This window comes from Amycolatopsis halotolerans (assembly GCF_042647905.1).
GTDB classification, from domain to species: Bacteria; Actinomycetota; Actinomycetes; order Mycobacteriales; family Pseudonocardiaceae; genus Amycolatopsis; species Amycolatopsis halotolerans.
Genome location: NZ_JBHRWI010000035.1, coordinates 35,796 through 49,961 on the forward strand (window position 1 = coordinate 35,796; position 14,166 = coordinate 49,961).

Annotated in this window: 12 protein-coding genes; 7 read left to right on the forward strand and 5 right to left on the reverse strand. The window is 70.5% G+C overall.

What is annotated here, in order from left to right; all coding sequences use genetic code 11:
• Positions 1–20 precede the first annotated feature (20 nt).
• The 5 genes from ACFORO_RS28495 to ACFORO_RS28515 all read left to right on the forward strand — a co-directional run bounded on the left by ACFORO_RS28495 (position 21) and on the right by ACFORO_RS28515 (position 5,963).
• Positions 21–2,099: a magnesium transporter gene (locus tag ACFORO_RS28495; RefSeq protein ID WP_377872135.1), complete on the forward strand. Its 2,079-nt coding sequence runs from the start codon at positions 21–23 to the stop codon at positions 2,097–2,099.
• A gap of 3 nt (positions 2,100–2,102) precedes the next feature.
• Positions 2,103–2,702, forward strand: coding sequence for a hypothetical protein (locus ACFORO_RS28500; RefSeq protein ID WP_377872137.1), 600 nt, complete (start codon positions 2,103–2,105; stop codon positions 2,700–2,702).
• Positions 2,703–2,704: 2 nt separating this feature from the next.
• A complete protein-coding gene (locus tag ACFORO_RS28505; protein ID WP_354744815.1) occupies positions 2,705–3,703 on the forward strand; it encodes a C40 family peptidase in 999 nt (332 codons plus the stop codon).
• Positions 3,704–3,824: 121 nt separating this feature from the next.
• The gene (locus tag ACFORO_RS28510) at positions 3,825–5,741 is read left to right on the forward strand and encodes a hypothetical protein (RefSeq protein WP_377872138.1); all 1,917 of its coding nucleotides are present in this window, start codon (positions 3,825–3,827) and stop codon (positions 5,739–5,741) included.
• A gap of 24 nt (positions 5,742–5,765) precedes the next feature.
• Positions 5,766–5,963 (forward strand): hypothetical protein, encoded by a 198-nt coding sequence (locus tag ACFORO_RS28515; protein WP_116203985.1) that lies wholly within the window; start codon positions 5,766–5,768, stop codon positions 5,961–5,963.
• Between the two features lie 42 nt (positions 5,964–6,005).
• Here ACFORO_RS28515 and ACFORO_RS28520 read toward each other — a convergent pair whose 3' ends face one another.
• From ACFORO_RS28520 to ACFORO_RS28530, 3 genes are all read right to left on the reverse strand, one after another.
• Positions 6,006–6,611: a hypothetical protein gene (locus ACFORO_RS28520; RefSeq protein ID WP_377872140.1), complete on the reverse strand. Its 606-nt coding sequence runs from the start codon at positions 6,609–6,611 to the stop codon at positions 6,006–6,008.
• A 211-nt stretch (positions 6,612–6,822) separates the two neighbouring features.
• Complete coding sequence (locus tag ACFORO_RS28525; protein ID WP_377872141.1) at positions 6,823–7,986, reverse strand: SMI1/KNR4 family protein; 1,164 nt, start codon at positions 7,984–7,986, stop codon at positions 6,823–6,825.
• A 58-nt stretch (positions 7,987–8,044) separates the two neighbouring features.
• A complete protein-coding gene (locus ACFORO_RS28530) occupies positions 8,045–9,004 on the reverse strand; it encodes an ATP-binding protein (RefSeq protein ID WP_354744727.1) in 960 nt (319 codons plus the stop codon).
• A gap of 113 nt (positions 9,005–9,117) precedes the next feature.
• Here ACFORO_RS28530 and ACFORO_RS28535 point away from each other — a divergent pair, with 113 nt between their 5' ends.
• A complete protein-coding gene (locus tag ACFORO_RS28535) occupies positions 9,118–10,536 on the forward strand; it encodes an RNB domain-containing ribonuclease (protein WP_377872142.1) in 1,419 nt (472 codons plus the stop codon).
• Positions 10,533–11,297, forward strand: a complete 765-nt coding sequence (locus tag ACFORO_RS28540) for a helical backbone metal receptor (RefSeq protein WP_377872143.1) — start codon at positions 10,533–10,535, stop codon at positions 11,295–11,297. The genes ACFORO_RS28535 and ACFORO_RS28540 overlap by 4 nt, the downstream gene beginning before the upstream one ends.
• On the opposite strand, the gene ACFORO_RS28545 is transcribed toward ACFORO_RS28540, so the two are convergent.
• Together ACFORO_RS28545 and gabT are read right to left on the reverse strand one after the other, a co-directional pair.
• A complete protein-coding gene (locus ACFORO_RS28545) occupies positions 11,278–12,705 on the reverse strand; it encodes an aldehyde dehydrogenase family protein (RefSeq protein WP_377872144.1) in 1,428 nt (475 codons plus the stop codon). The genes ACFORO_RS28540 and ACFORO_RS28545 overlap by 20 nt on opposite strands.
• Complete coding sequence (gabT, locus tag ACFORO_RS28550) at positions 12,702–14,057, reverse strand: 4-aminobutyrate--2-oxoglutarate transaminase (RefSeq protein WP_377872145.1); 1,356 nt, start codon at positions 14,055–14,057, stop codon at positions 12,702–12,704. The genes ACFORO_RS28545 and gabT overlap by 4 nt, the downstream gene beginning before the upstream one ends.
• Positions 14,058–14,166: the final 109 nt, after the last annotated feature.

Consider the following 14,166-nt stretch of genomic DNA (forward strand, 5'->3'; position numbering starts at 1 on the left):
CCGGCCGTGAGGAGGCCTGCGTGAACACCGTCTTCACGCTGGCGTTCGTCCTCGCGTTCGCCGCCGGCTGGCACGCGCTGCGCAAACGCGTCAAGGAGGGCCCGAAGCCGGGCGGGCGTCGGCCCAGCCGGCGTGCGTCGCTGCTGGCCGTGGTGGCGGTGATCGGCCTGCAGACGGTGCTGTTCGCCCCGGCGGCCAACGCGGCGGCTTGCGGGGAATCGCCTAACCCGGAGCGTCCGGGCGCGGGCATGGTCGGCGCGCTCGACCCCGCCGAAGGCCACGGCGAGGCGGGCAGCCCGTACATCGATTACAGCTACGCCGGATTCGTGTGGAACACCTACCAGACGAACTGCACGGCGTTGTCCGCCATCGCGTCGCCGAGCTCGACCATCGACACCTGGGCGGGCAACCAGCTCTTCAACGTCGGCAAGAACATCGTCGGCGCCACCAACTCGCTGCACTACACGGTGCTCGAGGGCGGTCTGCTCAACCCGATCTACAACGCGGTCAAGGCAGGCGCGGAGAAGGTCTACAACAACATCTACGCGCAGCTGTTCGGGCTGGTCGCGTTGATCCTGTCGATCATGTTGTTCCGCAACATCTGGCGCGGCGACCTGGCCGGGGTCAGCAAACGGGCGCTGTATGCGATGGCCGGCGTTTGGCTCGCGGCCTCGTCGCTGGCGATGCTGAGATATTTCGATCCGATCGACAAGGCGATCGTGCAGACCACCACGAACATCCAGGCCGGGTTCGTGGACGAGTCCGAGAACCGGGTCGTGCGGCACATCCTGCCGACCGACCTGCACACCGAAGTGGTCTACAAGAACTGGATGCGCGGGGAGTTCGGGTCGCCGGACGCGCCGCAGGCGACCCAGTACGGCCGTCCGTTGCTCGATGCCCAAGCCTTCACCTGGGACCAGCTGCGCAATGGCGACGACGCCAAGCAGAACGTCGTCGACGCCAAAAAGGCCGCCTTCAAAGACATCTCCACCAAACTCGGCCCCGCCACCGGCTACTTCACCGGCGAGGCGGGCGGCCGCACCGGCGCCGGGTTCCTTGCCCTGGGGCAGAGCCTCGTCTACTCGCTCTTCCAGTTGCTGGCCAAGGCGTCGGTGCTGCTCGCGCAGGTGCTGATCCGCCTGTTCGCGCTCACCGCGCCGCTGATCGGGCTGGTCGCGCTGCTGAACCCGGAGATCCTGCGCCGCGTGCTCAAGGTCGCCGGCGGCATCGCGTTCAACCTGGTCGTGCTGTCGGTGCTGGCCGGCGTGCACGCGCTGCTGCTGCAGGCGATCTTCGCCGCGGGCGACGGGCTCAACCTGCTCACCAAGATGGTCCTCGCCGGCCTCATCACGGTGCTGTTGTTCCTGGTCGGACGGCCGGTGCGGCGGTTGTGGCAGATGGTCGAGATGTCGGTCAGCATGGTCGGCGCGGCGGTGCCGTCGCCGGGCGGCGGGCTGTTCTCCCGGTTCCGCCGGAAGAACGGGCCGACGCCGCAGGACGAGTTCTGGCAGAACGTCCGCGACACCGACGACGTCGTCGACGGCGACCAGCGCGGCCCGATCGGCGCGACGGTCGGCGGCGGCCGGTACCGGCCCGAGGCGGCGGTGTTCGCCAGCTCGCAGCGGCTCGACAACGGCTCCCGCGCGGCCCGGCCCGCGGCGGCCTGGTCCGGTGCTCCGTGGCCGGGCGCGGTCGGTCCCGCGCAATCCGCCGCGGGCGCGCTGCCCGCGGGCGGCGGGGGAGGCGCGCCGGTGTTCGGCCAGTACCACCCGGTGGCCGGTGCGCCCGGCGACTACGTCATGGCGGGCGCGCGCTGGCCGGTCAAGGAAAGCCGCCAGGTCGACACGTCCCCGGTCGCCGACCGGCGGTGGAGCGACGAGCCGGAACCGGTGGTCGTGCCGTCCCGGATGGCCGCGCCGGACCGCGGCTACTCCTCGCCTGCCCCGGACCAGCCAGGGTTCACCGTGCCGACCCAGGGCATCCGGGCCCAGCCGCGCCGGGTGGACCCCGAGGTCGTGGCCGGGAAACCGGTGTTCGTGCTGTACCGCCCGTCGCGCGGCATCGAGGTCCGCGACACCGACCAGGTCATGGGGCGGTGACCGATGCCGATCCGCACCAACCGCGGCCGGACCGCGGTGTACCGCCGCCTGTGGGGCTACCCGCTCCGCTCGCCCCGGCACCTCGTGGGCACGCTGGTGTTCCTCGCGCTGGTGATCACCGCGCTGGGCATCGGCCTGCCGAAGATGCTGGGCAAACCGGCGTCCGCGCAGCCGGGAGCGGCTCCGCCGAACTCGTCGGCCGGACCGCGCACCGGCGTCGCGGCTCCGGTGCCGAGCACTGAAACCCTGCCGACCCGGCTGTCGCAGCCGCTGGTCACCCCGACGTCGGCGCCGCCGAGCCCGGAGGCGGTGAACGTCGCGAGGCAGTGGGCGAACGCCTGGGTCCGCCATCCGGCGGGCATCTCGAACGCCGACTGGCTCAACGGGATGCGCGGGCTCACCACCGACGAGTACCTCCCCGTCATGTCCACAGTGGACCCCGCGAACATCCCCGCCACCAAGGTCACCGGCGATCCGACGGTCACGCAGTCCTACTCCAGCTCGGTCAAGGTCGTGGTCCCCACCGACGGTCCGAAACTTAGCATCACCGTGGTCAAAATCAGCGCGGGATGGCGAGTGTCGGATTACGACCAGGCGAGCTGACCGTGAAGCTGGCCATTCTCGTCTCGGTGCTGATCGCCGCGGTTTTCGCCACGGTGCTCACCACCAACGTCGTGACGAAGGTCGTGAACGACCAGCAGCAGGCGGCGGCCGGCGGCATCGCGCTGACCTCGTGCGACGCCGCGATCGGCCCGACCCAGCCCGGCCAGCCGGAGCAGGGCGGTTCGGACGCCGCCGAACTCGACCAGGAGTCGCGCGGCACGGTTTCGCTCATCATCGCGATCGGCAAGCAGCGCAGCCTCGCGCCGCGCGCGTGGCAGGTCGCGATCCAGGCCGGGATGACCGAATCGCGGCTGCACAACGTGAACTTCGGCGACCGCGACTCGCTCGGCATCTTCCAGATGCGCCCGTCGATGAACTGGGGCAGCGCGGCCCAGGTCACCGACCCGAACTACGCGATCAACAAATTCTTCGACGTCCTGCTCGGCGTCCCGGACTGGGAAAACCTGCGCCCCGGCGACGCCGCGCAGCGAGTCGAGCGGTCCGGTTTCCCGGACCGGTACCACCGCTGGGAGGCCATGGCGGCCTCGCTGGTGCAGAACATGGGCCAGATCGCGGACGTGGTCGGCTGCGGGCAGGGCATGGGAGCCGCGCTGCCGCCGAGCCAGGCCGCCGCGCAGGCGATCAAGTTCGCCCTCGGCGAGCAGGGCAAGCCCTACATCTGGGGCGCGACCGGCCCGGACTCCTACGACTGTTCCGGCTTGATGCTGCGCGCCTACGAGTCGGCGGGCGTGGTCCTGCCGCGTGTTTCGCAGGACCAGTACAAGGCGGGCGCGATGCTGCCGGTGCGCGAAGCACAGCCCGGCGACCTGATTTTCCTCGCCACCGACCCGGCCGACCCGACGACCATCCACCACGTCGCGATGTACCTGGGAGACGGCAAGATCGTCGAGGCCCAGCAGACCGGCGTCCCGGTGCACATCCGCCCGTTCTCGTTCGACGAGCGTCAAGTGGTGCCGCAGGCGGTGCGCCCCGGCGTCTAGCATGGGTGCGGGAGGCATCGGCTCTTGACCCGCGGGCGCCCAGTACCGCGGGTCCGGATTCACCCCGAAGTCGCGGCCTGTCCACGAGCACGTGGCCGCGCGCTGGCAGAGGATGGCACACGTGGCACGGAAATTCGGCAAGCGAGGCAAGTCAGGCCAGAGCGAGCCCCAGGACCCGGCGGCGCTGTTCGGCGCACCGCAGCCGCCGCGCCAGTCCGCGCACCCCGCGTCCAGCACCCCGTTGGCGGACCTGCTGAACCAGGGAATGCCCGGAGTGGACGGCGGGTACGTCGTCCTGCCGCGCTCCCTGGCGGAGGGCATGTCGCTGCCGTGGCAGCAACAAATGGCGGCTTTGCTGGCCCAGTTCCACGCAGGGCACGCGCGGTTGTCGTGGCCGGTGTATCGGGTGGTCCCGTCCCGTTACGAGCGGTTGGTCGATCTCGACGAGGAGCAGCTGGCCGAGGCCGGTTACCTGGTGGAGATGGACGCCGAGGGGGAGATGGTTTACCGGGAACGGAGCGGCCGGAAGGTCCAGGACCCGGATCGGACGACTGTGCTGGTGTCCTGCCTGGACCCGATCCCGCGCCCGGCCGCGGCGGGTCCGGCGCCTGCCGGGGATCCGCGGCCGGTGGGGCCGTTGCCCGCGCCGGTGCCGATGAACATCGGACCGGCACCGGTGTGGCGGTCGGTTCCCAACGGGCCTGAGGAGGCGGCGGCTGGGCCGGTTAACGCTGGTCAGGTGCCTCGTCCGCCGGAGGAGACCCGCTCGGCCGCTGGTGCTGGCTCGGTTCCGGCAGCGAATCCGGAGCCGGTGACGAACGGCCAGGTCAAGGCACCGGAACCGCCCGCGCCTGTCCCGCCTGCGCCGCCCGCTGCGATGGCGGAACCGCCCGCGCCGGTCTCGCCCGCTGACCAGGTTCCGGAGACCGCCAGCCCGGCACCTGTGGCAGAGACACCCAAGCCTGATCCAGTGCCCGCAACTGACTCGGGCACGACTGTCGAAAAGCCGGTTCCTCCACACAACTCGGGCACCACGGATTCCGCTCCGCCCGCGGTGGAAGAGGTGCCGCCCGCGGTTTCCGCACCGGCGATTCCGGCCTCTGCCCCCGCACCGCACGATGCTCCGGCTCCCGCGCAGCCAGTCGATTCGCAGCAGTTGCGGGCGAGGCAGTCGTGGCAGCCGAAGCCGTACGTCCACGAGCCGAGGCAGCCCGCGCGACCGGCGGAACCGTTGCCGCCGCAAGGAAATCCGGCGCACGGCCAGGCTCCTCAGCCGGGAGTGCAACAGCCGCAGTACGTCGCTCCGCCCCCGGCACCGCAAGCTCCGTCCGCGCACCCGCCCGTTTCCGGGACACCGCAACAGGTTCCGCCTCCTGCCGCGCCGGTCACGGAGCAGCCGCCTGCGCAGCAACCCGCGCAGCCGATTCCGCCGACTGCACCGGTCGCGCAGCACCAGACTCCGCCCGCGCCTGCCCCGCAACAGACCGCGCCGGTGCAGCAACCGTCGGCGCAGCCTGTCCCGCAGCCGCTTCCGCCAGCGAACCCCCCTGCCCAGCAACCGCTTCCGCCCGCACCCAGTGCGCAACCGGCTCCGCCCGCGCAGCAATCCCCAGCGCAGCCGCAGGCGAACCCGTCCGCCACGGGACCATCACAGCCCACCCCTCCCGCCACGGGCACCCCGTTCCAACTGCCGCAGCCCAGCGGTCGCCGACGGCCCGCCGAGACCGGACCGGACGGACGACCGCTGCCGGTTTTCCCCGGGCAGGAAACTGGTCCGTCCGGGCCACCGCAGCCGTCGCGGACGTATCGGGAGGAGCCGCCGGTCTTTCCCGGCAAGGAGTCCGCCGTACCGCCGGTGCCGAAGCCGGATTACGGCGCTTCCTCCCCGGCTGACGACGCGGCGACCCCGCCCCGCGGCATCCCCGTTCCGGACAACCGAGACTGGTTCGACGAGCACCCCGACCACAAGGACGACGGCCCGACCGACTTCGGGCCCACCGGGCAGCCCACCGAGGTCCCGTTCCGCTGGCGCAAATGAGCGGGCAGGTGTCAGGCTGAACCCATGTCTGACGACCCGAACCCGGACCAGGGCTGGTACTACAACACCCGGACCCGCGAAGTCGAGCACCTGGAACGCAGCCGAGGAGCAGACCTCCTCGGCCCCTACCCGGACGAGGCCACGGCCCGCCGGGCGCTCGACATCGCCCGCGAACGCACCCGCCAGGCCGACGCGGCCGACCGCTCTTGGGACGGCGACTGACCGGCTGCCAGGGTAAATAGCCGGGTGACCGCGGCCTCGCGATCAAGCGGGGCCGTCGAGTCCCTGGGGCGTCCGCGGCTTGGCGCGGGGCTGGCCCCACAGTTGCAGCAGGCATCCGGAATCCGCGGTGTGGAACCGGATTCGGTAGTCGCCGTGTCCGGCGGGCAGCGGCGGCAGTGCCAGTTCCCGTCCGGCCAGCTCCCGCAGGACGACGTGGCCGGAATGAAAGCGGCAGCTCAGCTCCGCGATCCGGGGATAGGACTGGTCGGGGCCCGGGTCCGAGGGGGAGAGGGTCACGGTCAGGAGAAGGTCGCCGTCGTCGATCGGGGACCAGAGCAGTGCCGCGCCGGGGACGGCGTCGATCAGGTCCGCGGACTCGGCGGACGGCGGGACCGGCAGGATGTCGCCGAGCGGACGGCCCCGGTCGAGGAGCATGAACTGGCCGGCCCGGACACGCAGCACGAAGTCGAGCCGTTCGGTCTCCGCGGTCGCGAGCCGGTCGGGGGCGAAGTCTTCGGGGATGCCGTCGGGGAAGCCGTGCCCGGCGAGGTATTCGGCTAGCTCCGCGTCGGTGACCTGCCGGGCGCGGTCGGCGAGGCCGGGGACGTCTCCCGGCTCCGGCCGCTCGTATCTGCTGACGACCGCCACCTGACCCGGGCCTTCGGGCAAGGGCCCGGGCCATTGGCTCACCGAGACCGTCCACACGTTCGGCAGGCGACCCGTCTGATGTTGACGGTCCCGCCGGACGCGTCGGCCCGCGTTTCGGTCGGTGCGAAGGCGAACTCGGGGAAATCGTGCGGACGACCGCAGGCGCGCAGGATCTGGTCCATCGCGACGTCTTCTCGGGTCGGGACGGGGTTCACTGGTCGCCTCTCGGTTGAGCCAGCATTTCGCGGCCGCGTTCTCCGGTGAAGGTGGCCGCCAATACCGGGTCGGCGAGCAGCGCGATCGGGGCAACGTGGTCGGCGCTGCGAGGCCGCCAGTGCACCAGTGCCGCCCGCACGGCCCGCCACAAGGCTTCGGGGTCGTCCGTGTGCTGGTCCAGTGCTTCCCTGACCCGCAGGTCGAACTCCGGGTTGCCGAACCTCGGGCGCTGCCCGTCCCGTCGAAGCCGGGCCTGGCCCTCGCCGACGGCGAGCTGGATCTCCGGACGCTCGCCCATCATTGCCGTCCGCAGTGTCGAGCGGTGGTAGGGCGTGGTGGCGCGGGCGTGCTCGGCCAGCAGCCACGGCATGAACTCCTCGGTGAACAGCGGATCGGCGAAAAAACCGTCGCGCGCGAACTCCGAGTGCAGCAGCCTGCTCAGCGAAAGTCCGGCCGGGTAGTCGCGGCCGAGAAAAAGATCGAGCTGGACCATCAGAACCGTCGCCCGGTCACGGCCGAACTTCTCGGCTTGCTTGAGAACCGCCGCGGCACTGTCGACCTCGCCGGCGAGAGCGTCGAGCCGGGCTTGTTCGACCTTGGCGTCCCAGGCGTCGCGGGTCTCGCCTTCCGGCCGGCGCAGTCGGTGGAAATCGGCGTACAGGTCCTCCATCAGCGCGGCGAACGACGCGAACTTGGCAGGCGGCTCGGCCAGCCAGGAGAACAGGCTGTAGGCCGCCCACTCACCGGCCTCGTCGACGTCGCCCGGATCGAGGAACAAGATCCCGACGTCGGCCTCGAGCGAGATCAGCAGCCCTCGGCTGAACTTGTTGCCCTCGCTCGGATTCGGCTCGCCCTCGGAGAGCTCTTCCCACTCCTCCCAGTGCGGCTCGAGGTCGCGCAGCCATCCGAGAGCGGCGGTGTCCCGCATGCGCCGGACGGACGGTCCGGCGTCTCGCCAGCCGTCTGTGGTCAGCAGGAATTCCCGATACGACGGCGGCAGTTTCCGGCCGAGGCGCGCCTCCGCCCCGGCGACCGCCTCCGCGCTCGCCGGGGCGAAGCCGAGCCACCGATCGCGCAGGACTTGCGGGTCGAGGTCGGCGGGCTTCGCGCTCTGGACCCACTCCGCGCTCCACCGAGACAGCCATGGTCTCCAGTCCATAGCTGCCATTGTGGCGGCGCGGCTCCGTCTCAGGCGGCCAATTCGGCGAGGTCTCCGATTATCCCGCCACGAGAGCCGGATCCAGGACGAACTCCGGGTCCACCTGCTCCGCCAGATCCGCGCCCGCGCGCCCGTTTCCCCAGGCCCGCGCGTTCCGCAGGTGGAATTCCACTCCCTGCCGCTGGTACCGCGCCCAATCGCGCGGCGTTGTGTCCACCAGTTCCTGCATCGCGGCCAGCGTCGCCAGGTTGCGCGGTTCCAGTTCGCCGATCGGCCGGGTCGTGCCGCGTTCGGCGGCTCGGACGTGGCCGGACGTCGTCATCCAGCCCAGCAGGGCCGAACCCAGTTGCGTGGTCAGGAAATCCACGTCGTCGCTGTCGGTGACCTTGTTCCCGACGGCAACCAGGTGAACCCCAAAGTCCCGCGCGTGATCCGCGTACTGACGGTAAACACCGACGCTGCGCAGGGTCGGTTCGCATACCAGGAACGTCACGTCGAAGCGCGTGAACAGACCCGAGGCGAACGCGTCGGCGCCAGCGGTCATGTCCATCACGACGTACTCGTCCGTGCTGTCCACCAGGTGGTTCAGCAACAACTCAGCCGCGCCGACCTTCGAGTGGTAGCAGGCGACGCCCAGGTCGTCCTCGTCGAATTTGCCGGTGACGCCCAGGCGGACGTCGCCTAGCGGGCGGAAGCAGGTGTCGAAGACGGGGTTGTCTTCGAACGGGCGCACGAGCCGCGAGCCGCGGCCGGGCGGGGTGGTTTTGATCATCGCGTCGGCGGACGCGATCCGCGGGTTGTCGCCGCGCAGGTAGTCCTTGATCAGCGGCATGTGCTCGCCCAGCGTCGGCCACGCCAGCGCCTGTTCCTCGGTCGCGCCCAGGGCTACCGCGAGGTGCTGGTTGATGTCGGCGTCGATGGCCAGCACCGGTTTGCCCGCACCCGCCAAGTACGAGACGAACAGCGACGAGAGCGTGGTTTTCCCGCTGCCGCCCTTGCCGACGAACGCGATCTTCACCGATTCGACCCCTTCTGAAAATGAAGACGGTTATCAATGCCAGGCAGGCTACACCCGACCGGCCCGCGCCCGAACGGGCGATCATCGGCGGTTCGGCGGGATAGTGTTGGACCGTGCCGCCACTCGTGCTGAGGACGCCAGCGTCGGGAGGGGACTTCGGTCGTCTCCGGGCGGAGTTCGCGCTGCCGGAGTCGTTCGGGCCCGCGGTGCTCGCGGAGGCCGAAACGGCGGTGCTCGATCCGCTCGCGTCGGCCGGCGGCCGCGAGGACGCCACTGACCTGCCGTTCGTCACGATCGATCCGCCCGGGTCCAAGGATCTCGACCAGGCGATGGTGATCGAGCGGCGCGGCACCGGGTTCCGGGTGCAGTACGCGATCGCGGACCTGGCGGCGTTCGTGCCGCCGGGCGGGGCGCTCGATCACGAGGCGCGGCGGCGCGGGCAGACGCTGTATCTCCCGGACGGCAACGTTCCGCTGCATCCGCCGGTGCTCTCCGAAGGTGCGGCCAGTCTGCTGCCCGGCGAGATCCGGCCTGCGGTGTTGTGGACGATCGACGTCGACGAGGCTGGGGAAATCGTCGCCACGCGCGTTCGGCGGGCGTTGGTGCGTTCGACTGAGCAGCTTGACTACGAAGGGGTCCAGTCGTCGCTCGACGCCGGGAAACCGCATCCGTCGGTGGCGGCGTTGCCGGAGCTGGGCCGGTTGCGGCGCAGTCTCGCGGTGCGGCGCGGCGCGGTCGAGTTGCAGTTGCCGGAGCAGGAAATCAGCGGCGACGTCGACGGCGGCTGGATTCTCGCGCGCCGGCCGCGGACGGTCGTCGACGCGTGGAACGCCGAAATCTCTCTGCTCACCGGGATGGCCGCGGCACGGATCATGATCGACGCCGGGATCGGGGTATTGCGGACACTGCCGTCGCCGGAGCCGGACGCGGTGGAATGGCTGCGCCGGTCCGCGGCGGCGACCGGGTTGGCCTGGCCGGTCGAGCTGACGGTGTCCGAGTTTCTGTCTACTTTGGACCCGGGACAGCCCGCGTCGATGGCGTTGTACGCGGACACCACCAGGCTTTTGCGGGGCGCGGGCTACACGGCCTTCGCCGGGGAATTGCCCGCGGTTACGACGCATGCCGGGATCGGCGGGGCGTACGCGCATGTCACGGCGCCGATTCGTCGGCTGGTCGACCGGTTCGGCACCGAGGTGTGCCTGGCGGTGACGGCGGGGCGCGACGTGCCGGATTGGGTCCGCGAGGCGTTGTCTGAAGTACCGGCGCAGATGTCCGCTTCGGACAGTCTGGCCGCGCGGGTCGAGCGGGCGTGCATAGATCAGGTCGAGGCGTGGGTACTCGCTGAACATGTGGGTCACGAGTTCACCGCGGTGGTGCTGCGTGCGGAAGAGACGCGCGCGGAAATCCTGGTCGAGAACCCGCCGGTGATGGCGAAGTGCTCCGGCGAGAAGTTCCCGGAGGGCGAGCGGATCGCGGTGCGGCTGACCGAAGTGGACGTCGAGCAGCGGAAGGTGTCGTTCGAACGGGTATGAGGAACTCGGAACTGGTCGATGATCTCGGCGAGCCGGTGCCGATCGAGGGGCCGCCGCGGCGAGTGGTGTCGCTGGTGCCTTCGCTGACCGAGGCGGTGGAGGTCAGCGCGCCTGGGCGGCTGATCGGGGCGACGGACTACTGCACGCATCCGGCCGATCTGGACGTGGAACGGGTCGGCGGGTCGAAGTACCCGAAGCTCGACCAGGTGCTCGCGCTCAATCCGGATCTGGTGCTGGCGAATTCCGAGGAAAACCGCCAGGAGGATGTGGAAACGCTGCGCGCCAACGGGATTCCGGTGTTCGTCATGGCCGCAGCGGAATCCGTGCCCGCGGCCCTGGGTTCGTTGCGGCGGATTTTCGGCCAGGTGTACGGCATCGACGAACCGGAATGGCTCGACACCGCGGATGAGCTGTGGCGCGAGGTGGAGCCGGTGCGATACCGGGCGGTGATCCCGGTGTGGCGCAAGCCGTGGATCGTGCTGGGGCGCGACACCTTCGCCGGTGACGTGCTGCGCCGGGTCGGGATCGAGAACGTCTATTCAGGACACTCCGAGCGGTATCCCCGGCCGTCGCTGGAAGAACTCCAGAAGACCGGGGCCGACCTGGTCGTACTGCCCGACGAGCCGTACGAATTCACCCAGGACGACGGCCCCGGCTTCTTCCCGGAGATGCGCCCGGTGCTGATTTCCGGGCGCTACCTCACGTGGTACGGACCGTCCCTCGTGGACGCCTACGCGGCGCTCAGAGGGTCAGTCCAGTAAGGACGGTCACGCGCTCCTCGGTGAAGTCCGCCATCGCCGCGGCCGGACCTTCCCGGCCGACGCCGGAGTCCTTCACCCCGCCGTACGGCATCTGGTCGGCGCGGAAGCTCGGCACGTCGCCGACCAGCACGCCGCCCACCTTGAGCCGCGCCGACACGTCGAACGCCGTCGGCAGGTCGCGGGTGAAAACGCCGGTCTGCAAACCGAAGCGGGACGCGTTGATCCGCTCGACACCGTCGTCCACAGAGGACACCCGAACCAGTGAGACCACCGGGCCGAACACCTCGTCCGCCATCACCGAAGCGTCCTCGGGAGCTTCGGCGAGCACGGTCGGCTCCACTGTCGCACCCTTGCGGCTACCGCCGGCCAGCAGCTTGGCACCGGCGACAACCGCGTCGGTGACCCAGGATTCGACCCGCGAAGCAGCTGCCTCGTTGACCAGCGGGCCAACGTCGACGCCGTCCTCGCGCGGGTTTCCGGTGCGCAGCGCGGCGACCTGTTCGAGAACCTTCGCCTGCAGCTCGTCGTAGACGTCCGTGTGCGCGTACACCCGCTGCACCGAAATGCACGACTGTCCGGCCTGGTACATGGCGAACGTGGCGATCCGCTGCGCGGCGAAGTCCAGGTCAGTCCAATCCGGACAGACGAGCACCGCGCCGTTGCCGCCGAGCTCCAGCGCGACGTGCTTGCGCGGCACGCTGTCGCGGATCGCCCAGCCGACCGGCACCGAACCGGTGAACGACACGACCGGCAGCCGCGGGTCCTTGACCAGTTCGGCGGTCGCTTCGTTGCCCAGCGGCAGAATCGACCAGCTGCCCGCCGGAAGATCCGTCTCGGCAAGGATTTCGCCGAGCAGCAGCGCGGTCAGCGGCGTCGCCGGGGCCGGCTTGAGCACGATCGGCGCGCCGACCGCGATCGCCGGGGCGACCTTGTGCGCCACCAGGTTCAGCGGAAAGTTGAACGGTGTGATGCCCAGCACCGGACCGCGCGGCACGCGCCGGACGAGCGCGAGCCGTCCGGTGCCGCCCGGGTCGGTGTCGAGGCGCTGCAGGTCGCCGGAGAACCGGCGGGCCTCCTCGGAGGCCCAGCGGAACGTCGACACCGCACGGCCGATCTCGCCGCGCGACCACTTCAGTGGCTTGCCCGATTCGGCGGTGATCAGCTGCGCGATCTCCTCCGCCCGCTCGGAAAGCCGTCGCGAGATGTGGTCCAACGCGCCCGCACGGACGTGCGCGGGCAGCGTCGCGTACTCGTCGGCGACGTCGGCCGCGGCCTGGACCGCGGTCTCCACATCGGACGGTCCGGGCAGGTAGTGCGAACCGGCCTCAGACCCGTCGAACGAATGGCGGACGACGGTGGTTTCGCTGCTGGTTACCGGCTTTCCGGCCACCCAGAACGGAAAAGTCACTTGCGGGCCTCCGTGGCGATTGCGTACTCGAGAACGGCGAGGCCTTCGTCGAGCAACTCGTTGGACAGGGACAGCGGGGGAAGCAGCCGGACGATGTTGCCGTAGGTGCCGCAGGTCAGCACCACGACACCCTGCGCGTGGCAGGCGGCGGCAATGCGCTTGGTGAGGTCGGCGTCCGGCTCGTTCGTGCCCGGCTTGACGAACTCGGCGGCCAGCATCGCGCCGCGTCCGCGGATGTCGCCGATCACGCCGGTTTCCTCGGCCAGCGCCCGAAGCCGCGGCAGCACCAGTTCTTCAATGCGCTTCGCGGAACCGGTCAGGCCGTCGTTGCGCATGGTCTCGATCGCGCCCAGCGCCGCGGCGCACGCGATCGGGTTGCCGCCGTAGGTGCCGCCGAGCCCGCCCGGGCCGACCGCGTCGAGCAGCGCCGCGCGCCCGGTCACCGCGGCCAGCGGCAGGCCACCCGCGATGCCCTTGGCCGTGCAGACCAGGTCCGGGACGACGTCCTCGTGCTGCGAGGCGAACCAGTTTCCGGTGCGGCAGAAGCCGGTCTGCACCTCGTCGGCGACGAAAACGACGCCGTTCGCCTTGCACCACGAGGAAATCGCGGGCAGGAAGCCGGGCGCGGGCTCGATGAACCCGCCCTCGCCCTGGATCGGTTCGAGCACGACGGCCGCGACCTGGTCGCCGCCGATCTGCTTCTCGATCCGGTCGATCGCCTGCCGCGCGGCCTCCGGGCCGGCCAGCCCGTCGCGGTACGGGTAGGAGCCCGGCACGCGGTACACCTCGGGCGCGAACGGGCCGAAGCCGTGCTTGTAGGGCACCGATTTCGCGGTCATGCCCATCGTCAGGTTGGTGCGGCCGTGGTAGGCGTGGTCGAACACCACGACGGCCTGGCGACCGGTTGCGGTGCGCGCGATCTTCACCGCGTTCTCGACCGCCTCGGCACCGGAGTTGAACAGCACCGACTTCTTCGCGTGGTCGCCCGGGGTCAGCTCGGCCAGCGCTTCGCAGACCTCCACGTAACCCTCGTACGGGGTCACCATGAAGCAGGTGTGGGTGAACAGCGCCGCCTGCTCGCGCACCCGGTCGACCACCTCGGGCGCGGAATGCCCGACGCTCGTCACCGCGATCCCGGAACCGAAGTCGATCAGCACGTTGCCGTCGGCGTCGGTGAGCAGTCCGCCGCTGGCGGAGGTGATGTAGGCGGGCAGCGTGGACGCGACCCCGGCGGCGACCGCGTTCGCGCGGCGTTCTTGCAGCGCGCGGGAGACGGGCCCGGGGATCTCGGTCTGCAGCCTGCGCTGCCGGGGTGCCGGAGCCTGCGGCTCGGCGGCGGTGCTGGTGGTCACGGCGCTCCTACATCGCGGGTCGTGAGTGTTAATCCCGGTTAGAACCGCGATGCGCACTCACGAGCTTTCAGGTGGGTCGCCCTCAGGATGGGGCCTGCGCCGCCCGCCG